This window comes from Arthrobacter sp. NPDC057388 (assembly GCF_042668165.1).
Lineage (GTDB): Bacteria > Actinomycetota > Actinomycetes > Actinomycetales > Micrococcaceae > Arthrobacter.
On sequence record NZ_JBHVBL010000012.1, the window covers coordinates 1 to 21,456 of the forward strand.

The following is a 21,456-nucleotide window of genomic DNA, read 5'->3' on the forward strand; positions in this document are numbered from 1 at the left end:
CCCACGCTGCCGAGGGGCCCCAATCGAGCTTGCGAGATTAGGGCGGCAGGGGTGGGCCCACGCTGCCGAGGGGCCCCAATCGAGCTTGCGAGATTAGGGCGGCAGGGGTGGGCCCACGCTGCCGAGGGGCCCCAATCGAGCTTGCGAGATTAGGGCGGCAGGGGTGGGCCCACGCTGCCGAGGGGCCCCAATCGAGCTTGCGAGATTGGGGAGGCAGCGGGGACTAGGCCAGGCGGGCCTTCAGGCCTTCCAGCTCCTGCTGGAGCGCTGCGGGCAGCGAATCGCCGAAGTTGGCGAACCAGTCCTCGATCGAGGCGAGCTCGGTCTTCCACTCGTCCGGATCAACGTGGACTGCTTCCTCAACCTGCGCGGGGGTCATGTCCAGCCCGGTGAGGTCGATGGAGTCGCCGGTCGGGACGAAGCCGATGGGAGTCTCGACGGCGTCGGCCTTTCCTTCGAGCCGCTCGATGGCCCACTTCAGGACGCGGGCGTTGTCGCCGAAGCCCGGCCAGGCGAAGCCGCCCTCAGCCGTGCGGCGGAACCAGTTGACCAGGAAGATCTTGGGCAGCCGCTCAGGGTTGGCCTTGGCCGAGAGGTTGACCCAGTGGTTCAGGTAGTCGCCGGCGTCGTAGCCGATGAACGGGAGCATGGCCATGGGGTCGCGGCGGACCACGCCGACGGCACCGGCCGCGGCAGCGGTGGTTTCCGAGGAAAGGGTGGAGCCCATGAAAATGCCATTGGTCCAGTCGCGGGCCTCCGTGACCAGCGGGATGGTGGTCTTGCGGCGGCCGCCGAACAGGATGGCGGACAGCTCGACACCGTTCGGGCTGTGGTACTCCTCGGCCAGCATGTCAATCTGGTCGATCGGGGTGCAGAAGCGGGAGTTCGGGTGCGCTGCGGGCTTGCCGGACTCGGGCGTCCAGGAGTTGCCCTGCCAGTCGGTGAGGTGGGCCGGGGTTTCCTCCGTCATGCCCTCCCACCAGACGCCGCCGTCGTCGGTCAGCGCAACGTTGGTGAAGATGCTGTTGCCCTTGGCGATGGCGCGCATGGCGTTGGGGTTGGTGCCCCAGCCGGTGCCGGGTGCCACGCCGAAGAGGCCGGCCTCTGGGTTGACGGCGCGGAGCTCACCCTCCTTGCCGAACCGCATCCAGGTGATGTCGTCACCCAGGGTCTCAACCTTCCAGCCCTTGATGGTCGGATCGAGGAGGGCCAGGTTGGTCTTGCCGCAAGCAGACGGGAAGGCTGCCGAGACGTAGTAGATCTTGTTTTCCGGCGAGGTGAGCTTGAGGATGAGCATGTGCTCGGCAAGCCAGCCCTCGTCATGGGCCATGACCGAGGCGATGCGCAGGGCGTAGCACTTCTTGCCGAGCAGTGCGTTTCCGCCGTAGCCGGAGCCGAAGGACCAGATGGAGCGCTCTTCGGGGAAGTGCACGATCCACTTGTCCGGGTTGCAGGGCCACGGGACGTCCGCCTGGCCGGGCTCCAGCGGGGCGCCCAGGGAGTGCAGTGCCGGAACGAAGAAGGCGTTGGTTTCGGTGATCTTGTTCAGGACGTCGGTACCGATGCGGGCCATGATGCGCATCGAGGCAACTACGTAGGCGGAGTCGGTGATCTCGACGCCGAACTTGGGGTCCTCTGCGTCAAGGTGGCCCATAACGAACGGGATGACGTACATGGTGCGGCCGCGCATGGAGCCGGCGAACAGTCCGCGCAGTTTCTCCTTCATCTCCGCCGGAGCCATCCAGTTGTTGGTGAAGCCGGCGTCGTGCTTGTTTTCGGAGCAGATGAAGGTCTGCTCTTCAACGCGGGCAACGTCAGCGGGGTCCGAGAAGGCCGCGAAGGAGTTGGGGAACAGGTCCTGGTTCAGCCGCTTCAGCGTGCCGGCGGCGACGAGTTCGTCGGTGAGGCGGGTGTTTTCTTCCTCAGAGCCGTCAACCCAGTGAATGCGGTCCGGCTGGGTCAGCCCAGCGACCTCTTCAACCCACGCCAGCAGGCCAGCATGGGTGGTGGGTGCTTTCTCAAGCAGCGGCAGTCGCGCCAAGTGGGCCATTGCGGTTCCCTTCCTCGGGTTCGGTGGTGTGTGCTAAATGCTATTTCTGATGATCTGGACCAATTCGCTGTCAGACATCGGACCTCCTGCCGTTTTTGAAACAACTTCCGCGGAAACTCGCGGAATTTCGATTTAGAAGATTCGAAATTAGTGACGAAGGTCACATAGACCGGTCTAGTTGTGTAAATTACATGGCTCTCGATTTGGAACTCCGGCCGATCTCCCGTAAAGTTATTCGAGGTTCGGGGGTGAGCGAGAAAAGCTCACTGAGAACCGGAAGATGCGCCCATAGCTCAGCTGGATAGAGCGTCTGTCTACGGAACAGAAGGTCAGGGGTTCGAATCCCTTTGGGCGCACAGAGAGAAGACCCGCACCGGGAAACCGGTGCGGGTCTTCTGCGTTAAGCGCCGGCCGTAATACGCGAACGTGCAGCTCATGCCCTCAAAGCCAGGATTTGAGGGCATGAGCTGCCTGTTCGCCCGCCCCGCAGCCTCCTACTCGCCGACGGCGCCACGGATCCGCTGGCGGAAACCCTCGAAGTGGCGAGTGAGCTCCCGGGACGCCCGGGCCTTGTCCCCCGCGGCAACAGCCGAAAAGATGCTGCGGTGCAGGGCAGCGAGCGCCGGCAGGTCTTCCACCCCGGGGCCGACTTCCGTGTAGATCTTGCGGTACACCTTCCAGAACACGCCCAGGAGGTTCAGCAGAAGTTCATTGTTAAGGGGTTCAAAGAGCCTGCGGTGGAATTCGGCATCGGCTTCCACAAACGCCTCCCCTGCGGCTGCGTTATGCTCCATGCGGATCACGCACTCCTCGATGGCGGCCAGGTGGTCCGCCGTCATTTCATCCATGGCGCTGCCGATGAGCCCTGCCTCGAGTGCATGCCGGACGTCCACAAGCTGCCGAGCTTCCTGGCCGTGGTGCCGCAGCGAAAGGCGTCCCCGGAAAATCAGGCCCTCCGCCAGGGACTCGAAATTGCTGGGCGCAACGAACATTCCGAAGCCGTGGCGGATTTCGATGACTCCGAGCGCCTGCAGGACCTTCAGCGACTCCCGGAGCGTGTTCCGGCCCACCCCGAGGGCAAGGCACAGCTCATTTTCAGTGGGAAGGGCGTCGCCGGGCTCCAGCTCGCGGTCCAGGATCAGCTCCATGATGTCCGACTGCAGGGCACGCAGGCGGGCCTGGGCACTGTACCGGGCGGGCGGAACCACGCGGGAGGGCTGCATGGAGGGCTCCTTTGCACTGGCCGTACTTTTCCCCACCGTAGCGGATGTCCCACGTCCCCAGAACGGGAGGATCCATTGTTACAGCGCCCGCTGTCAAAGTGCGCGGCAACGGCGGGCGTAGTCTGATGCCATGCCACGTCTTGTTGAACGGGAATTCGATGTCATTGTGATCGGCGCCGGCGCCGTGGGCGAAAATGCCGCCGACCGCGTGGTGCAGGGCGGCCTGACCGCGGTCCTCGTGGAAGCCGAACTGGTGGGCGGCGAGTGTTCGTACTGGGCCTGCATGCCTTCCAAGGCGCTGCTGCGCCCGGGGACCGCGCTGCACGGGGCCCAGGCCGTTCCCGGAGCCAGCGAGGCCGTGACCGGAACGCTCAACGCAGCGGCGGTCCTCAGGCAGCGGGACTCTTTCACGTCCCACTGGCAGGACGCCGGCCAGGTGGAGTGGGTGGAGGGCGCCGGGATCGAGCTGATCCGAGGCCGGGCACGGCTCACGGGCGAACGGACAGTAAGCGTAGCCGGGCTGGACGGTGACGATTACGCACTCACGGCGCGTCACGCCGTCGTACTTGCCAGCGGCTCTACTCCGAACCGGCCCCCGGTCGAGGGCCTGTCCGAGGTGGAGTACTGGGGAACGCGCGAGGCGACCTCGGCTAAGGAAGTTCCGGCACGCCTTGGCGTGCTGGGCGGCGGCGTTGCCGGCACGGAGCTTGCCCAGGCCTTCGCCCGGCTCGGATCCGCGGTCACGCTGGTGGCCCGCAGCGGCCTGCTGCGCAACTTTCCCGCCGAGGCTGCCGAGCTGGTGGCCGCCGGACTTCGGGCGGACGGAGTGGAACTCCGGCTCGACACCAGGACCCGCAGCGTCCACAGGAATTCCGACGGCTCCCTGACGCTCACGCTCGACGGCGGTACGGGCGGCGGCGGTACGGGCGGCGATGGTACGGGCGACGGCGGTACCGACGGCGGCGACACCGTCACGGTGGACAGGCTTCTGGTCTCCACGGGCCGGCGGCCCGCCCTGGACGGGCTCGGGCTCGAAAGCGTGGGCCTGTCCGCCGACGACGGCAAGCCCCTGACCATCCGCACGGACAGCACCGGCGTGGTGGCGGAAGCCTCCGGCAACGGCGATGACCCGTGGCTGTACGCCGTGGGTGACGCTGCGGGCAGGGTCCTGCTGACCCACCAAGGCAAGTACGAGGCCCGTGCCACCGGCGCCGCCATCGCAGCCCGCGCCAAGGGTGAGCTTCGCGGGGAGGCCGAGCCGTGGAGCCGGCATACGCAGACAGCCGACGACCACGCCGTCCCCAACGTCGTGTTCACTGATCCCGAGCTGGCCAACGTCGGCAGGTCGCTGGAGCAGGCGCGCAAGGACGGCTACAACGCATCGTCAGTGGAGCTGCCCATCGAGGTGGCGGGTTCTTCCCTGCACGCCGCGAACTACAAAGGCTGGGCGCAGCTGGTGGTGGATGAGGACCGCAAGGTGCTCCTGGGCGCCACCTTCGCCGGACCTGATGTGGCCGAACTCCTGCATGCCGCCACGATCGCCGTCGTCGGGGAGGTTCCGCTGGACCGGCTCTGGCACGCGGTACCCTCCTACCCCACGATCAGCGAAGTGTGGCTCCGGCTGCTGGAAAAATACGGACTCTAGCGCTTATTTGAACTGACTGGTCAGTTTAGTTAACCTTGATGCAGACAACTTCTGCGAAAGGCTCCCTTTGCTCTGCGCACAACAGCTCAGCGTGAAAGGCCGGCGGTCCGACCTCCTCCCGCCGACTTCCCTACAAGTGGCCCGCGGCCAACTGCTGCTGGTGACGGGCGACCGCCAGGACCAGCGGACAGCCCTCGCTCTCGTCCTCAGCGGCCGAATGAAAGCCGACGGCGGCACGCTCTCCTGGGACGGCACAGCCGGGGTGCGGCCGCTGCGGCGCGCCAGCACCCTGGTGGACTCCCCCGGGGTCAACGAGCCCGAACAGCACCTGAGCGTCGCGGATCTGGTGACCGAGGACCTGGCCCTGATCCCCCGGCGTTACCGGGGTGCCCTGCTCAGCAAGCCGTGGCTGAAGGTCAACCGCTTCGAGGACGTGGCCGGCATGTGGACAGAGCAGCTCCCCCAGGCCCGCCGCATTGAACTCCTCACGGCGCTGGCCCTGGCCAACCCCGACACCGACCTCCTCGTGGTGGACTCCCCCGACCGGCACGGCGCCGGCCCCGCCGGCTGGCTGCCGCGGCTGACGGAAGTGGCGGACGACGGCGGCCGGCCCCTTGCCGTCGTCGCCACCGTCAGTGCCCTCCCGGACAGCTGGACCGGGCCGTCCGCCGCGATCGGCAACGCGGTTCCGGCCCCATCCGCTCCGCCCGGGGAGAGTTTTTGTCCAGATAATGGCCCCAAAACGCCCCCGAAGTCCGATTATCTGGACAAAAACTCCAGCGTGGACGGCTCCATCGTGACGGCGGAGGCACGCAAGTGACCGTCCTGCGGCTGGCGCGCTCCGAACTCAAGCGCATGACTGGCGGGCTGCTGCCGAAGCTGACCATCCTGGCCCTCACCATGGTGCCGCTGCTCTACGGTGCTGTGTACCTCTACGCCAACTGGAATCCGTACGGAAACCTGGACCGGATCGACGCCGCGCTCGTGGTGGAAGACGCCGGAGCAACCAGCAGCGACGGAACGCGGCTGAAGGCGGGGCGGAAAGTGGCGGACAGCCTCATCGGCGGGCACGTGTTCAACTGGCAGGCAGTTCCATCTGCAGCAGAGGCGGACCAGGGCGTCAGCGACGGAAAGTATGCGTTCGCCCTCAGGATTCCCAAGGATTTTTCCGCCAACCTGGCTTCGCCCGGCAGCTTCGACTCGGCAACCCAGGCCATGCTCAATGTCACCACCAACGACGCCAACAACTACCTGCTGAGCACCATCGTGGAGAAGCTGACCACGGCCGTGCACGCCTCGGTGGCCAAGGAGGTGGGCGCGGAGACAGCCAACCAGCTGCTCACCGGATTCGGCACCATCCACACGCAGATGGTGAAGGCCGCCGACGGCGCTGCCCAGCTGGCCGACGGCGTCACCCGCCTGCACGAAGGCACAGCCACCCTGCACGCCGGAACCGCGAAGCTGGAAACCGGCGCCGCCGACCTGTACAACGGCCAGGTCAGGCTGCGCGACGGGGCCAACGAGCTCTCGGCAGGCGCCGGGCAGCTCAGCGGAGGGCTGGCCCGGCTGCGGGACAGGACAGCCGGACTTCCGGCGGATTCGCAGCGCCTCGCAGACGGGGCCGCGCAGGTCGCGGCCGGAAATGCGGCGCTCAGCAGCAAGGTCCAGGACGCCGTCGGGCAGCTCGAGGCAGCGGAAAACAGCCTCCGCCGCCGGCTGCAGGAGTCCACCGGCAAGCTGGTGGCCGCCGGCGTCCTCACCAAAGAACAGGCAGACAGGGTGCTCGCGGAGGCCGATGGGGCGGCCGCGTCCGGCCCGGTCGGTGATGCGAAAGCGAAGATCCAGACGGACGCCGCGCAGATCCAGCAGCTTGCCGACGGATCAGCTGCCGTCAGTGCCGGTGCAGCCCGGCTGGCCACCGCGGCTCCTGCGCTGACGGAGGGAATCTCGACGGCGGCTGCCGGGGCCGACCGGCTGGCAGCGGGCGCCGCCGCCCTGGCTTCCGGTGAGCAGACAGCCGTGGACGGTGCCGCCGCCGTCTCGGCTGGCGCCCAAAAGCTCGACGACGGTGCGTCGCAGCTTGAAGATGGTGCGGGCACCGCCGCGGCCGGAGCAGGAAAACTTGCTTCCGGGCTCGCGCAGGGCGCGGGAAAGGTTCCCCACCCCAGCGACTCGCAGAAGAGCAGCCTCTCATCCGTGATGTCAGATCCGGTTGCGGTCAGCAACGTCTCGCAGGCCAAGGCCGGCTCCTACGGCGCCGGGCTGGCCCCGTTCTTCATGACCCTGGCGCTGTGGATCGGCGTCTTCATGCTGGTCCAGGCCATGCGCCCTGTCACCCAGCGTGCGCTCGCCTCCAACGCGCCGGCCTGGAAGATCGCCGCCGGGGGCTGGCTGCCGTTCCTGGTGGTGGCCGCGGCACAGGCGAGCCTGCTCACCGTTGTCGTCAATCTGGGGCTAGGGCTGCATCCTGCCCATCCGTGGCTGATGTGGCTGCTCCTGCTGGCTGCAGCCATGGCGTTCAGCGCCATCATCCAGGGCGTGGTGGCGCTGCTCGGCTCGCCGGGGAAGCTGGTGGTGCTCATCCTGCTGGTGCTGCAGCTTGTTTCCTCCGGGGGCACCTTCCCGTGGCAGACCACGCCCGAACCGCTGCATGCCGTCCACCGGGTCCTGCCGATGGGATACGTGGTAGATGGCATGCGGCACCTGGTCTACGGTGCGGATCTGTCCCTCATTCCGGCCACCTTTACGGGGCTGCTTGGCTACACTTTGCTGGGGATAGCCCTGTCTACGCTGGCCGTCCGCAAGAACAAGTTCTGGACCCTCAAGACCCTGAAACCGGAGATCGCCGTATGAGCACGCTGGAGGCGGATCAGGACCCCGTTGCACCCAGGAAGCTTCGCCCCGGCAGGACCAACGCCACCAAGCAGAAGCTGTTCGAGGCATCCATGGACCTGATCGGCGAACGCGGCGCATCAGGGGTGACGGTGGATGAGATCGCCGCCTCGGCCGGTGTCTCCAAGGGGACCGTGTACTACAACTTCGGCAGCAAGTCCGACCTGATCGCCCAGCTGCTGCGGCACGGCGTGGACATCCTCGAGGCCCGGCTGCTCAGTGTGCGGGGCGGGGCGACGGACCCGCTGGCCGGGATGGAGGCAATGATCGGCCAGGCCATGGATTTCATGGCCGAGTATCCGTCTTTTGCCCGGCTGTGGGTGGGCGAGCAGTGGCGCACACCGAGTGAGTGGCAGGACACCTTCGTGGAACTCCGGGGCCGGCTGCTGCGGGTGATCGGCACGGCAATTGAAAGCGTGGCCGCGCGGTATCCGGTGGATGCGTCCGTCTCCCGGGGAAGCCTGGAGGCGGCCGTCTTCGGTGCCTGCTTCGTGGTGGGCCTGGACCGCCAGACGTACAACCCGGAACGGAGCCGTGACCAAAGCGTTGCAGCCATCATGACAATCATGCGCGGCTACGTGCTGAAGGGGCCCGATCCTCAGGGATGATTAGTCCCATGGGCCACATGGGTAACAGCGGAAAGACGGCGATCGGCGCCTTCACGGCAGCGGCAGGCCTGCTGGTGCTGACCGCCACCACGCTGGAGGAGGCCGCGTTGGCTGGCTGTCTTGGCGCCGTGGCGGTGGGATACGTGGCGTCTGTGGCCGAATCCTTCGCCCGGCGGCGCTACCTGGCCCTGCTGGCCGGAGGCGCCGGCACCAGCCTCTTTATCGGCTGCAGCATAGCGTTCCTGCGCATGTGGGGACTGGCCTTCAACCAGGACGCAGCCGCACTGGGCCAGGCCGTGACATCCCGGGATTCGGATATCTACTTCTATCTGGCGGGGGCTTCGGGAATGCTGACCCTGCTGGTGCTGTTCTGCTCCGCAGTCTGGCCGTCCCGCCGTCGGACGCGGCACACAGGCGCCGCCGGTGCCGCCAGACCCGCTGGCACGGCCATGTCGAGAAGCACGAGCCCGGCACGCGCCGCCAGGAGGCCCGCCGCCGCGCCGGTCCGGGCCGCCCAGCCGCCGGCCCGGCCCGCAGCGAAGCTTCCGGCGGGTGCCAGGCAGCCGGCCCAGGGCACAAGGCAGCCGGCCCAGAGCACGGTTCGGCGCCAGCCGGTCCAACAGAAACCGGCCCCAAACACCAGGCAGCCGGCCCAGCGGACAACGGCGCCGCGGCCTGATGCAAGGTCGCCGCGCCGCCGCTGACCCACGCGCGGTGCCAGCCCGCCTAACGGAAGATGCTAAACGGCTGCCAGCCCGACCCGATAACGTGGGTCCCCGTGAACTGGCCGTTGCCCAGGCCGTAATACACGAGGCGCCCGTCGTTCGTCTTCGCGGAGAGCCCGCGCGTTCCGCTGCCTTCGAACCCGAAGGCAGCGTGGGACTGGGCCACCCCGTTCCAGCCCGCCCCCACCTTTCGGCGCGGCTCCGCGGCGAACTTTCCCGCGCCGTCGGACCTGAACAGCAGGAGTTCGCCGGATGCGCCGGTGACCAGCAGGTCCTGCCGGCGGTCGTTGTCGAAGTCCGCCATGGCCAGCTTCATGCCCTGGAACCCCTGCCCGATCTTCAGCCCGGCGCTGAGCGCGCCGCCTGTGGCGTTCGGGTAGTAGTACAGGCTTCCGTCTACCGCCGTTCCCACGACGCCCGGGTACCGGTGGCCGTTGTGCCACTTGCCCACTGTCACGTTCATGGACTGCCATCCCGAGCTGCCCACCTGGACGGGGCTGAGGAAGCCGCCGGACAGCTTGCCGCGGTATACAGAGAGGGTGCCCGTCTTCCACTGGGCCACGATGTCGTACACGCCGTCGGCATTCCAGTCGGCAACGAGGCCGGCCTTCAGGCCTGACCAGCCGGCCCCAATCCGGACCCGCGTGCCAAACCCGCCGCGGCGGTCAGCGGGATATGACCACAGCACACCGCTGGAATCCGCCGCGAGTATGTCCGCCCCGCTCCGGACGGTGGGGCGGGCGGCGAAGTACTGTTCCATGGTGGGGATGCCGCGGCTCTTCATGTCGGTGGCGAGCGGAACACCGACGAACCTCAGGTGCCAGGGCTCATACGTGTAGCCGGTGATGCCGGAGTAGCCCTGCGGATAGCGGACGATGAAGCCGTAGCGGTGCGCGTTCGCAGCCACCCAGCGCCCGCCGGGAGTGGCTCCGAAGCATGCTGTGAGGCCGCAGCCGCCGCCTGCGTTGCCGATGTCCGCCGCCAGCCCGGTCTGGTGCTCGCTGTAGCCGGGCCGCGCGGAAATAGTGTCCGCGTACGCCTGCCCGTACATCTGGACGTACGAGTTGTACAGGGCACTCTGGGACGCGTAGGACCGGTAGCCGCTGATCACCTCGAGGGAGTATCCGGCACCGCGGGCACCGGCGAACAGCTGGCCCAAGGCACCTGCCACCTGGCGCCGCAGCAGGTGTCCGCTGCCGTTCCAGCTGACGAGGTCCGAGGGCGCGAACTGCCGGGGGTTCAGCGGGCGCGACTTGTTCACCAGGACCCACGCATCGCTGGGGTTCGAAACCACTTGAGTGGAGAGGAGGTCACCGGAGGGCGCCGCCGAGGCCTGCTGGGCCCCAGCGGAAAGCATGGTGAGAACGACGACGGCGGCAGCGAACCGCCGGGCCGCTGCCCGCCACCGGGCGGGTACAGATGTCAGCATGGCGGCCCTTCCCCAAATTAGACGACGCTGGGGACAAGCCTACCCGCCTGCACCGGTAAGCGCGCGGCCGGATCCAGCACGGCCGGGGCCGGAGTGAGCGGCTGCGGCTAGTGCGCGCGCGGAACCTTGAAGTGCGTAAGCCTGGCGTCCTGCCCGTCCAGTTCAGCCCAGGGCTTCTCTGTTTCCAGCACAGTCAGTCCGCTGGTGGGAAAGCGCGTGGCGGCATCCATGTAGGCATCATGGTTGGAATCCCGGGATGCCAGGTGCATGGCCAGGTCCTGCACGCCGGGCATGTGGGAGATCACCATCAGCGTGGTCACGGTGTCCGGCACATGGTTGATGACCGCGAGCATGCGGAGCGCGGAGGCGCCGTAGAGCCCGTCCTCGAGTTTCGGCGTCGGGGCCTTCTCGCCAAGTTCGCTGCACACCCAGGTGCAGGTCTGCCGGGTCCGCAGCGCGCTGGAACAAAGGATGAAGTCCGGAACGATGTTGTGCTTGAGCAGCCACTTGCCCGCGAGTGGCGCCTCGCGGTGGCCGCGCTCCTCCAGGGGCCGCTCGTGGTCCGCCACGCCGCCCGGCCAGTCGGCCTTGGCGTGGCGCATGAGGACCAGCCGCTTCTTATGGTGCGCACTCATGGCCCTAGCCTATCCCCAGCCACGGAGGCCGGGACCGGATGGCCCCTGAGGGACTAGATCGAGTACTCCGGAGCAGCCCAGACAACGACCTCGGGGTGCTCGTAGAAGCGGTAGCCCTGGCCGCGGACCGTACGCACGGTGTTGGCAAGGCGGCCGAGCTTGGAGCGGAGGCGGCGGATATGGACGTCGATGGTGCGCTCGTTCGGCACTTCTTCGGCGTTCCGCCACAGGCCCTCGAGCAGTTCATCGCGGCCTACGGTGCGGGTGCCGTTCTCCACGAGGTAGTTGAGCAGTTCGAATTCCTTGAACGTCAGGTTCAGGGACTCTCCGTCGAGGTGGACTTCGCGGCGGGCGAGGTCGATCAGGACACCGGAAGGGCGGGGATCCTGGGCAGGCTGCACGCGGGCCGTCTCGGTGCGCTGCCGGGCGTTGACGGTCGGGTCGCCGAAGGTGGAACGGACAACGTCGAGCGCGGAACCGGGTGCGCTGGCCGGGGCCACGGCAACGGCGGCGTAGCTCTCTGCTCCAGTAACCAGGGACTGGGCGTAGGCCCGGATCTCCTGGGCAAGCTTGGCGATCGAGGTACCGGCGGCGGCGGCGGTTTCCTCGTCGATGCCCATGTACAGGACGAACCCGCGGGCGACGTTTTCGTTGGGAACGGGGCGGACCGGCGCGGCGGCGACGGGGGCCACAAGAGGTGTGGGCGCAGTCAGCGGCGCGGCGTCCTCGGCCTGCACGGCGCGGAGCTGGCCGTACGAGTTGGGGTTGTAGCCCTGGGGTGCGTAACCGGGGGCGGCGGGAATGCTGTTTGCCTGGCCTCCCGGGCCGAAGGCGGGCCGGGCGCCGAATCCCTGGCGCAGGCCAGGGGCCTGGCCTGCCTTGTTGGCGTTACGGACTGAGATGTGGACGTATCCGGATGCAACTGACATGTTTGCTTACCTCAATGTGAATGGCCGTCATCGCGGCTCGAATGCTTGGGTCCCCGCAATGTCTGGGGAGGGGCGCCCTACGCTGGGCTGGGGGCGAATGCCTAAAAACTTCGTCGGGTGGTGAAAGTCAGGCGTGCATTCGACAACAGCGCATGTCGGCAGCAGCGGGTGTGCTGGGCCAATATTCTGCGACTGCAGGTGCTGTTGAGTTCTTGTTCACATTTGAAAGTGTGCAACGTAACAATGAAAACTTGCAAGTAACAATGGACGGAACCGTCCGCATACTGAGACAAAGTGCGGGTTTGTGTGGTAAATCACAGTTTTGTTCGCGGCTGGTTTTTTGGCTGATTTTCCTGAACAAACGGTCGGAAAGCATCCCCTGCAAAATATTGTTCGAATATCTGGAGAATAAACATTGAATCTTCAATGACACTCGGATTGCCGAAATCCGGCAGCCCTGATTCACCGGTTGTCCAGCTGTGACGCGGCATGGTCGCGAAATTTTTGGCGTGTGCAGCTTGGGGCCGTGGTCAAATCCGGAACGGACAGCGGCTATGGCGCCCGGTTGCCGTGGGCGCCGCGCCCCCTCCGCATCAGCTGGACTGGCCCGAGCCTGTGCTTCCGCTTGAGCCGGCACCTCCTTCTGACTGGTTTGTGGCAGTCCCGCTCACCTGTACGCTCTCGGCGGCAAATGCCGAACCATCCTTGGCGGCCACAATCCTGACAGTGGCCCCGGTAACGATGTCCGCCACGGTCAGGTCACCGGTGACCGACTGCTGCCGCCGCTGCAGCATGCTGCCCACCGCCGTCTCACTGCTGAGCGTGTACGTGCGCGTGAAGCCGTCGGCGCTCTTTACCGTGACCGAACCCGATGAAACCCCGGACACAGTGCCGAGCTGTGCCACCTTGGTGACGTACTCCCCGTTCTCTTGCACGACGTATTCCGAGTGGACCGCGGCGGAGACTCCGCTGCCCATTCCGCCCAAGCCGTTGGGCGCGAAGTCTCCCCCCTGGCCGGGCACGGTTCCGCCACCCGGCGCCTGCATGCCGCCCGGGCCACCCGTGGAACCGCCATCCTGTGGCGCTCCGCCCTGGGCTCCCCCTTGGCCAAGTCCGCCCTGGCCCAGTCCGCCCTGCGTTCCGGCGGCTGTTCCGTTGGCAGCGGCAGCGTTGCTGCCCAGGCCGTACACGGCAGCTCCGGCCCCAGCAGCCACGATCGTCGCCGCCCCCGCCACCACCAGCCCGCGCTTCATGGACCATGGTTTGCCGCTGGCCGCCGAACCGCCCGCTTTTCCAGTCGGCGCCACTCCCCATCCCGCACCCCAGCCGGCGCCGGGGGGCTGGGCCCGGTCGCCATTCCAGCCTTCGCTGGCACGCCCATCTGTGGGAGCATGGGTCCAGTTTCCAGCCCAGCCGGACGCCCGGGACGTGTCGGCGGAGGCCGTCGTCGGTGCTCCCCAACCATTGCCCGGGCCCGGCGCGGTTTGCGGCACCGGACCCGCCGCGGGCAGGCGGTTCGTTTCGGCCGGCGCGGCGGCAGGCCGGAGACCCGGCGCCTGTTCCTGGGCTGGCCCGTCAGTATGCCCCGGCTCGTACGTGTGCCCGTCCGCCTGCGGCGCGGGAGCCAGAGGTGTGGTTTCCGGAACAGGTGCGTGCTGCTGTCCGCTCATTGCGATCTCCTTTAGGGTGCGGAAGTGTCCGTTCCAGACTGGGAAGCCTTCCTGTGTTTGGGCTGTGCGGCGCAAGAGCCATGGCTGTGACCTGAAATTGGGTACAGCGCACCTGTCAGCTCGCTAGGCTGGGATTCACAGCCGGCGCACAGGATCGCCAAAGCGGCGGCTAAAGACCAGAACGGAGAGTTGTCACATGGCCACTTCGCACTCCATGACCAACAACCTTCCCCAACTGACCCACCCGGACGGCTCCCCCATCCGCGCCCTGGTGGTCGACGACGAGCCAAGCCTTTCCGAGCTCATGAGCATGGGCCTGCGCATGGCCGGCTGGTCGGTCGCCGTCGCTGCCGACGGACCCGAGGCGGTGAAACTCGCCAAGGAGTTCCGCCCGGACGTGCTGGTGCTGGACGTGATGCTTCCGGGGTTCGACGGCGTCGAGCTTCTCGGCAGGATCCGCGCCTTCGCGCCGGAGGTCCCGGCGCTGTTCCTAACCGCCAAGGACGCGGTACAGGACCGGATTGTCGGCCTCGCCGCCGGCGGTGACGACTATGTCACCAAGCCCTTCAGCATGGAGGAAGTCCTGCTGCGCCTGCACCGTCTGGTCCAGCGCTCCGGCGTGGCCGCGATGGATTCGGCTGAGCTCGTGGTGGGCGACCTTGTCCTGAACCTCGACACTCGCGAAGTGACCCGCGCCGGCGACGAGCTGCAGCTGACCGCCACTCAGTTCGAGCTGCTGCGCTACCTCATGGAGAACCCCAAGCGCGTGGTTAGCAAGGCCCAGATCCTGGACCGCGTGTGGAACTACGACTTCGGCGGCCAGGCCAACATCGTGGAGCTGTACATCTCCTACCTGCGCAAAAAGGTGGATGCAGTGCACCCGCCGATGATCCACACGGTCCGCGGCGCGGGCTACGTCATCAAGCCGGCAGAGTAGGCCGTGGCAAACCTTTCCGGGGCCGCCCCCACCCAGCGCCGGAGCTGGCTGAAGCCGGGCACCTGGCATTTGCGCACGCGGCTGGTCCTGGTGGCCATGGCTCTCCTCGTGGCCATCTGCGCTGCCGTCGGCCTCTTCAGCTACGCTTCCATGGATTCGTTCCTGACCCGCCAGCTTGACGAACAGCTCATCGGTGCTGCCAACAGGGCCCGGGACTTTGGCCGGCCGCCGCTCGGCGCCCCCGGCAACAGGCCGGATCCCCTCGATGCCAAGGGCCAGCGGGTGGGCACCCTGGTGGCCAGGATCCAGTCCGGGCAGGTCAGCGCAGGATTCCTCGCCTCCGACGCCAGCCGCCGGACACTTTCGGCCGCCGACAACCAGACCCTTCTGGAGCTCCGCCAGGACGATGTCCCCGTAGACCGTGCCCTGTCCGTCGGGGCCTACCGGCTGGTGGCCACCCAGACACCCTACGGCGACGTAATCGTGACCGGTCTCCCGCTGACAGACAAGCAGAAGACGCTGACGTCGCTGGTCTGGACCATCACCATCGTGTCCCTGGGCGGCCTGGTGCTGATCGGCCTGGCCGGGACGGTGCTTATCCGCCGCACCATGAAGCCGCTGGAGCAGCTCTCCGAGGTGGCCACCCAGGTGTCCCGCCTGCCGCTGGACGCCGGCGAGGTGGCACTCGCCGTCCGTGTCCCGCCGTCGAACGCCCATCCCGGGACCGAAGTGGGCAGCGTGGGGTACGCCCTGAACCAGATGCTGGATAACGTTTCCAATGCGCTGGAAGCGCGGCAGGAAAGCGAGATGAAGGTGCGGCAGTTCGTCGCCGATGCCTCCCACGAGCTCCGCACGCCGCTCACGGCCATCCGCGGCTACACGGAGCTGATGCGGATGACCGAAAAGTTCACCCCGGACGGCCAGCGCTCGCTTGCCCGCGTGCAGAGCCAGTCGGAACGCATGACCGCGCTGGTGGAGGACCTTCTGCTGCTCGCCCGGCTCGACGAGGGCCAGCCGCTCAAGCTCAGCGACGTGGACCTCACGCAGCTTGTGATCGAGACCGTCAGCGACGAGAAAGTCATGGCACCGGACCGGGCCTGGCACCTGGACCTTCCCGAGGAACCCGTGTCAGTCCGGGGTGATGCGTCACAGCTGCACCAGGTGCTGGTCAACCTGCTCTCGAACGCACGCAAGCACACCCCGCCCGGCACCACGGTGACCACCGGCGTCATGCGTTCGGCGGACGGCAGCGCTGTGATAACGGTCACGGACGACGGCGCCGGCATCCCGCCCGAATTCGTGGACAAGGTCTTCGCGCGCTTTGCCCGCGCAGACGCGTCACGGGCAACGCCGGCGCAGCCGGCCATGGCCCGGGCAGCCGCCGCGGCACAGGGTTCTGCCGGGGGCGGCGAAGGCGCTCCGGCCGCCCTTGGCGCCCCCGCATCGCAGGCAATACCGGGGATTTCGCCGGCGGACGCGAGCGTGGCTGCGGCCGAGGGAACCAGCGGCCTGGGACTGTCCATCGTGCAGTCAATCATCGAGGCGCACGGCGGGACCGTGGAGGTCACGTCGCGGCCCGGCCGCACGGAATTCGCCGTCCGGCTGCCCATGCAAGGCGCCGCGCCGTCGCCGTGATGTCCGTTACCTAAATGTGACTTAATCAAAAGCCTCCTGTACCGTCGATAGGGTGCGGCCGCCACGGGAGCCGCATGTCCGGATTGACGCCCAGCTCTGCCGCTTCCCGGATTCCGCTAGTTCAGGCAGAGGCGGGGGAACCAGAGTCCCGGGCTTTCCGCATCAGCCCTTGGGGTGAAGCCGACACGTGATTATTCCGTGCGGCCGGATGACCTCATCCGAACCCGACAGCTAACTCCGCAGGTGTTGAGAGGCAATCCACCATGTCTGAATTTAAGACTCAGGCGCGCCCTGAACGCGCCTCGAACAAGTCTGGCCGCACGACTTCCCGCCCCGGTAATTCCCGGCACCGCGCCGAACCGGCCCGCCCCACTACTGCCTTCGGCCGTTTCGCTGCAGGCCTGCCGTCCTTTGGCCGCCGCGCGGCTGTCCTGACCACCGCCGCGGCGGTGCTCGTGGGGGTCGGCGCCGCAGGCCAGGCGGCCGACCAGGCCGCGCCTTCGGCCGCCCAATCGTCGGCGGCCACCGCTGACGCGGGGCAGACGCTGAGCTTCGACAAGACGCTGATCTCCGCCCTGCCGGCCCCGTCCGCAGCGTCCGTCGCCCCGCAGTCCGTCAGCACGGCAACCGCCAAGGAGGCTGCGGCCAAGGCTGCCGCCGCCAAGAAGGCCGCTGCCGCTAAGGCCGCCGCCGCCAAGGCCGCGGCAAAAGCCGCCGCTGCTAAGGCCACGGCCGACGCCAACGCCGCCGCGGTGGCCAAGGCCGCAGCCGCACAGGCTGCTGCGGCGAAGGCTGCCGCTGCCAAAGCCGCTGCTGCCAAGGCTGCCGCCGCTGCCAAGGCGAAGGCCGCCCCGGTTGCCGTGAACGATCCTGCCGGCGCGCAGGCCTACGCGGCCAGCAAGCTCGGTTCCTTCGGCTGGTCCGCAGACCAGATGCAGTGCCTGAAGCGGCTCTGGACCAAGGAATCGGAGTGGCGCACCACGGCCACCAATGCCAGCAGCGGCGCCTACGGCATCGTGCAGTCGCTGCCCGCCGAGAAGATGGCGAGCGCCGGCGCGGACTACCGCACCAACTACCGGACCCAGATCGACTGGGGCCTGGGCTACATCAAGGAGCGCTACGGCTCCCCGTGCGGTGCGCTGAACTGGCACCTCTCCCACAACTGGTACTGACCGGGTGCCGCGGCCGAATCGGCTGGCGTCCAACGTTTCTGCACCGCTTTAGGGTGCCCGGTTAGAGTGCCGAGGGCCCCGGATCCGCGAGGATCCGGGGCCCTTTCTGCTGCCCGCGCCCTCACGCGGCCGGCAAAGAGGTGCAGAAATGCTGCCGCCTTCCGTCAGGAAACCCGTCCAAGAAGCACTTCCACAGCCCCTGCACAGCTTTGGCCTAAAACCCTCATAACAGCGGCCGCCACTGTTGATGCATGACCATCACTGACCGGGCCTCCGGAACCCCGCCTCACCCACCGCTGCACACCCGGACGCATGCGCTCCACGGGGCCGGCGCGGCGGGGCAAACCCAGGCGCACAGCCTCATCGGGCGCACGCGGCGGTCGCCCATTGACACCTCCGCTGCGGTTCCGGTCCTGGACGTGACCATCCCGGTCTACAACGAAGAGCGCGACCTGGAGGAGTGCCTGCGCCGCCTCCATGCGTACCTCCACGGCACGTTCCCGCACCCGTTCCGCATCACCGTTGCGGACAACGCGAGCACCGACGGAACGCTCAAGGCTGCCGAACGCGTGGCCCGGGAACTCCGTGAGGTCACCGTGGTTCACCTGGAGGAGAAGGGCCGCGGCAACGCCCTGCGGAAAGTCTGGCTGGCCTCGCCGTCGCCGGTCCTCGCCTACATGGACGTGGACCTCTCCACGGACCTGGCGGCGCTGGGTCCGCTGCTGGCACCGCTGATCTCCGGCCACTCGGACCTCGCCATCGGCACCCGGCTGACCCGCAACTCCCGGGTGGTGCGCGGACCCAAACGCGAATTCATCTCCCGCAGCTACAACTTCCTGCTGCAGTCGCTGATGGGCACCCACTTCAGTGATGCACAGTGCGGTTTCAAGGCCATCCGCGCCGACATCGCCCAGCAGATTCTCCCGCACACCGTGGACACCGCCTGGTTCTTCGACACGGAACTCCTGGTCCTGGCCGAACGGTGCGGCCTGCGGGTACACGAAGTTCCGGTGGACTGGACCGACGACCCCAACTCCAGCGTGGACATCGTCCAGACGGCCCTCGCCGACGTCCGCGGCATGGCCCGGCTCAGCAAGGACATGGTGACCGGCCGCATCCCCGTCGCCGAACTCCGCGCAGCCCTGGCCCGCGGCCCGCTCCCGGCAGCCTCCCGCAGCCAGGAACAGAGCCCGGGCGGCAGCCTGTTCGGCCAACTGGTCCGGTTCGGCGCCATCGGCGTCGCCTCCACCCTCGCCTACCTGGTCCTCTTCTACCTCTGCCGCAACCTGATGGACTCCCAGCTCGCCAACCTGCTGGCGCTGCTCACCACCGCGGTGGCCAACACGGCCGCCAACCGGCGCTTCACGTTCGGCATCGCCGGCAACAGCGACGTTGCCCGCCACCACTTTGAAGGTCTGCTGGTTTTCGGGATCGGGCTTGCCCTCACCTCCGGCGCACTGGCGCTCGTCCACAGCGGCGCACTGCCGGGAGGCACGACGCCGGACCGCTGGCTTGAGCTGGCAACCGTCACCGCCGCGAACCTTGCGGCCACGGCCGTGAAGTTCCTGCTGTTCCGGCTGTGGGTCTTCCGGCGGCGGCCAGCCCCCGCCAACGCACCCTTAGATCCCGCCTCCCCCGCCAACGCTCCCCCAGATCCTGCCGCCTCCGCCGCCAACGCTCCCTCAGATCCTGCCGCCTCCGAGGCATCCCTTCCGCACTCATCCCTCCCGACCACAGAAATGACACAGTCATGAGCACCACCGCCACTCCCCCACACCGGACGGCGATACAGAGCCCGGCCGAGGCCGGGGCTGCCCACCCTGCCGCCCCGGAAGAAGCCCGCCGGACAGGCAAGGCATCACGGCTCCTGCTGGGCAGCCAGCCCCGCTGGATCCGCCCCTCGGCGGCAGCGCTGCTGGCGTTCACCGCCGTGCTATACCTGTGGAACCTCGAGGCCACGGGGTACGCCAACTCCTTCTACGCCGCAGCCATCCAGGCAGGCACGAAGGACTGGACCGCGCTGCTGTTCGGTTCCCTCGACGCCGGCAATGCCATCACCGTGGACAAACCGCCCGCGGCACTGTGGATTCCCGCCCTCGTTGGCCGGGTCTTCGGATTCTCGCCCTTGAGCATGCTGGTGCCGCAGGCACTTATGGGAGTGGCCGCCGTCGGACTCCTTTACCTCACCGTCAAACGGATCTCCGGCCCCGCGGCCGGACTTCTGGCCGGCGGGGCGCTGGCGCTCACCCCGGTGGCGGCCCTGATGTTCCGGTTCAACAACCCGGACGCGCTGCTGACCCTGTGCCTGGTGCTGGCCGCCTACCTGACCACCCGCGCCATTGAAAAGGCAGGCTGGAAATGGCTGGCCGCCGCCGGCGCAGTGATCGGCCTGGCGTTCCTGACCAAGATGCTGCAGGGCTTCCTGATTGTTCCCGGCCTTGCCCTGGCCTACCTCTGGGCGGCCCCCACCGGCCTCGGCAGGCGGTTCCTGCATCTGCTCGCCGCGGCTGGCGGCATTGTGATTGTGGCAGGCAGCTACATTGCCCTGTTCCAGCTCACGCCGGCCTCGGCCCGGCCTTACATGGCGGGGTCCGAGACCAACAGCTTCCTTGAGCTGACCTTCGGCTACAACGGCCTGGGCCGCATTACCGGCTCAGAAGGCGGCATGGGCGGCGGCATGCCGGGCGGCGGGGGCGGCATGGGCGGGAATGTCGGCTTCGGCGGTGCTGCGGGAATCACCCGCATGTTCGGGGCCAGCTTCGGCGGTGAGGTGTCCTGGCTGCTGCCGTCCGCACTGATCCTGCTCGGCGCCGGGCTGTGGTTCACCCGCCGCGAGGCACGGACCTCCCGTACCCGCGCGGCGCTGGTCCTTTGGGGCGGCTGGCTGCTGGTCACCGCTGGCATCCTGAGCTTCATGAGCGGCACCGTCCACCCGTACTACGCCGTTGCCCTGGCCCCGGCGATTACCGCACTGGTTGGCATCGGGTCCGTTGAACTGTGGCGCGGCCGGGCCCACCTGCCCGCCAGGATCACGCTGGCGGCCTCGGTCCTGGCCGCTTCGGCGTGGTCCGCCGTACTTCTGGGACGCGACGCCACGTGGCTGCCTTGGATCCGGGTGGCCGTGGTGATCCTCGGCGTGCTGGCCGCCGCCGCGTTGCTGCTCCGGCCCGACTCGCTCCACTCCGTTCCGGCCCGGCTGCGCGGGGCGGCGACAGCCACGGTCCTGGCACTCTCCCTGCTGGCGGGTGGACTGGGCAGCGCGGCGTGGACCTTCGCCACGGCGGCCCAGCCGCACTCCGGATCGATCCCGACGTCGGGACCGACTGCATCCGCGATGGGCGGACCAGGCCAGGGCGGACGCGCGGGATTTGGACGGGACACCTCGGGCTCCGCACTCCCGGACGGTTCGGGTCTGCCGGACAGTTCGGGGCTTCCGGACAGTTCGGGGCTTCCGGACAGTTCGGGGCTGGTTCCAAACGGCTCAACCGACGGCGGCACCCCCTTTGGCGGCACCCCACCCGGCGATGGCGGCATGGGTCCCGGCGGCGGCATGGGTCCCGACGGCGGCGGCACCGTGAACTCCGATCTCACCACGCTGCTGAAGTCCAGCACCGCCAAGTGGTCCGGCATTGTTTCCGGCGCCAGCCAGGCCGCCAGCCTGGAACTCGCCACCGGCACCAACGTGATTGCCCTGGGCGGCTGGAACGGCGGGGACCCGTACCCCACGCTCGCGCAGTTCCAGGACATGGTGGCCAACGGCGAGATCGGCTACTTCATCGCCGGCGGCGGCATGGGCGGCGGCATGGGCGGACGCGGCGGGAACTCCGAGGTGGCCACCTGGGTTGCCGCCAACTTCGAGGCCCAGACCGTCGGGAATTCCACTGTCTACAAGCTGACCCGGTAGGC

General features: G+C 67.9%; 16 protein-coding genes, 1 tRNA gene and 1 riboswitch. Of the genes, 11 read left to right on the plus strand and 6 right to left on the minus strand.

Going from position 1 to position 21,456, the window contains the following annotated elements; all coding sequences use genetic code 11:
• Positions 1-223 precede the first annotated feature (223 nt).
• On the minus strand, positions 224-2,050 hold the full coding sequence (locus tag ACFUTU_RS08030) for a phosphoenolpyruvate carboxykinase (GTP) (protein ID WP_377962959.1): 1,827 nt from the start codon (positions 2,048-2,050) through the stop codon (positions 224-226).
• Between the two features lie 282 nt (positions 2,051-2,332).
• On the opposite strand from ACFUTU_RS08030, the gene ACFUTU_RS08035 reads away from it, so the two are divergent.
• A tRNA-Arg gene (locus tag ACFUTU_RS08035) sits at positions 2,333-2,406 on the plus strand.
• A 138-nt stretch (positions 2,407-2,544) separates the two neighbouring features.
• Here the strand turns inward: ACFUTU_RS08035 and ACFUTU_RS08040 are convergent.
• Positions 2,545-3,273 (minus strand): FadR/GntR family transcriptional regulator, encoded by a 729-nt coding sequence (locus tag ACFUTU_RS08040; RefSeq protein ID WP_377962961.1) that lies wholly within the window; start codon positions 3,271-3,273, stop codon positions 2,545-2,547.
• Positions 3,274-3,403: 130 nt separating this feature from the next.
• Between ACFUTU_RS08040 and ACFUTU_RS08045 the strand changes: the two genes are divergently transcribed.
• The 5 genes from ACFUTU_RS08045 (at position 3,404) to ACFUTU_RS08065 (ending at position 9,122) form a co-directional block, all read left to right on the plus strand.
• The gene (locus ACFUTU_RS08045) at positions 3,404-4,918 is read left to right on the plus strand and encodes a dihydrolipoyl dehydrogenase family protein (RefSeq protein WP_377962963.1); all 1,515 of its coding nucleotides are present in this window, start codon (positions 3,404-3,406) and stop codon (positions 4,916-4,918) included.
• Positions 4,919-4,985: 67 nt separating this feature from the next.
• Positions 4,986-5,738: an ABC transporter ATP-binding protein gene (locus tag ACFUTU_RS08050; RefSeq protein WP_377962965.1), complete on the plus strand. Its 753-nt coding sequence runs from the start codon at positions 4,986-4,988 to the stop codon at positions 5,736-5,738.
• Positions 5,735-7,771 (plus strand): YhgE/Pip family protein, encoded by a 2,037-nt coding sequence (locus tag ACFUTU_RS08055; RefSeq protein WP_377962967.1) that lies wholly within the window; start codon positions 5,735-5,737, stop codon positions 7,769-7,771. Before ACFUTU_RS08050 ends, ACFUTU_RS08055 begins: the two co-directional genes overlap by 4 nt.
• Complete coding sequence (locus ACFUTU_RS08060) at positions 7,768-8,418, plus strand: TetR/AcrR family transcriptional regulator (RefSeq protein ID WP_377962969.1); 651 nt, start codon at positions 7,768-7,770, stop codon at positions 8,416-8,418. The genes ACFUTU_RS08055 and ACFUTU_RS08060 overlap by 4 nt, the downstream gene beginning before the upstream one ends.
• 8 nt (positions 8,419-8,426) lie before the next feature.
• Complete coding sequence (locus ACFUTU_RS08065) at positions 8,427-9,122, plus strand: hypothetical protein (RefSeq protein WP_377962971.1); 696 nt, start codon at positions 8,427-8,429, stop codon at positions 9,120-9,122.
• A 22-nt stretch (positions 9,123-9,144) separates the two neighbouring features.
• On the opposite strand, the gene ACFUTU_RS08070 is transcribed toward ACFUTU_RS08065, so the two are convergent.
• The 4 genes from ACFUTU_RS08070 to ACFUTU_RS08085 form a co-directional block, all read right to left on the minus strand.
• Positions 9,145-10,572, minus strand: a complete 1,428-nt coding sequence (locus tag ACFUTU_RS08070) for a D-alanyl-D-alanine carboxypeptidase family protein (RefSeq protein WP_377962973.1) — start codon at positions 10,570-10,572, stop codon at positions 9,145-9,147.
• A 107-nt stretch (positions 10,573-10,679) separates the two neighbouring features.
• Positions 10,680-11,207 (minus strand): SixA phosphatase family protein, encoded by a 528-nt coding sequence (locus tag ACFUTU_RS08075; RefSeq protein ID WP_377962975.1) that lies wholly within the window; start codon positions 11,205-11,207, stop codon positions 10,680-10,682.
• 53 nt (positions 11,208-11,260) lie between these two features.
• Positions 11,261-12,136, minus strand: coding sequence for a winged helix-turn-helix domain-containing protein (locus ACFUTU_RS08080; RefSeq protein WP_377962977.1), 876 nt, complete (start codon positions 12,134-12,136; stop codon positions 11,261-11,263).
• 593 nt (positions 12,137-12,729) lie between these two features.
• Entirely contained in the window at positions 12,730-13,806 is a 1,077-nt protein-coding gene (locus tag ACFUTU_RS08085) for a hypothetical protein (RefSeq protein WP_377962979.1), read from the minus strand.
• Positions 13,807-14,002: 196 nt separating this feature from the next.
• Between ACFUTU_RS08085 and ACFUTU_RS08090 the strand changes: the two genes are divergently transcribed.
• The 5 genes from ACFUTU_RS08090 (at position 14,003) to ACFUTU_RS08110 (ending at position 21,454) form a co-directional block, all read left to right on the plus strand.
• Complete coding sequence (locus ACFUTU_RS08090) at positions 14,003-14,743, plus strand: response regulator transcription factor (RefSeq protein WP_003801275.1); 741 nt, start codon at positions 14,003-14,005, stop codon at positions 14,741-14,743.
• Between the two features lie 3 nt (positions 14,744-14,746).
• Positions 14,747-16,378: an ATP-binding protein gene (locus ACFUTU_RS08095; protein ID WP_377962981.1), complete on the plus strand. Its 1,632-nt coding sequence runs from the start codon at positions 14,747-14,749 to the stop codon at positions 16,376-16,378.
• Positions 16,379-16,482: 104 nt separating this feature from the next.
• Positions 16,483-16,636, plus strand: a riboswitch (cyclic di-AMP (ydaO/yuaA leader).
• Positions 16,637-16,641: 5 nt separating this feature from the next.
• On the plus strand, positions 16,642-17,550 hold the full coding sequence (locus ACFUTU_RS08100) for a hypothetical protein (RefSeq protein WP_377962983.1): 909 nt from the start codon (positions 16,642-16,644) through the stop codon (positions 17,548-17,550).
• Positions 17,551-17,801: 251 nt separating this feature from the next.
• Positions 17,802-19,304, plus strand: a complete 1,503-nt coding sequence (locus ACFUTU_RS08105) for a glycosyltransferase (protein ID WP_377962985.1) — start codon at positions 17,802-17,804, stop codon at positions 19,302-19,304.
• Positions 19,301-21,454: a glycosyltransferase family 39 protein gene (locus ACFUTU_RS08110; protein WP_377962987.1), complete on the plus strand. Its 2,154-nt coding sequence runs from the start codon at positions 19,301-19,303 to the stop codon at positions 21,452-21,454. The genes ACFUTU_RS08105 and ACFUTU_RS08110 overlap by 4 nt, the downstream gene beginning before the upstream one ends.
• The last annotated feature ends 2 nt before the right edge of the window (positions 21,455-21,456 follow it).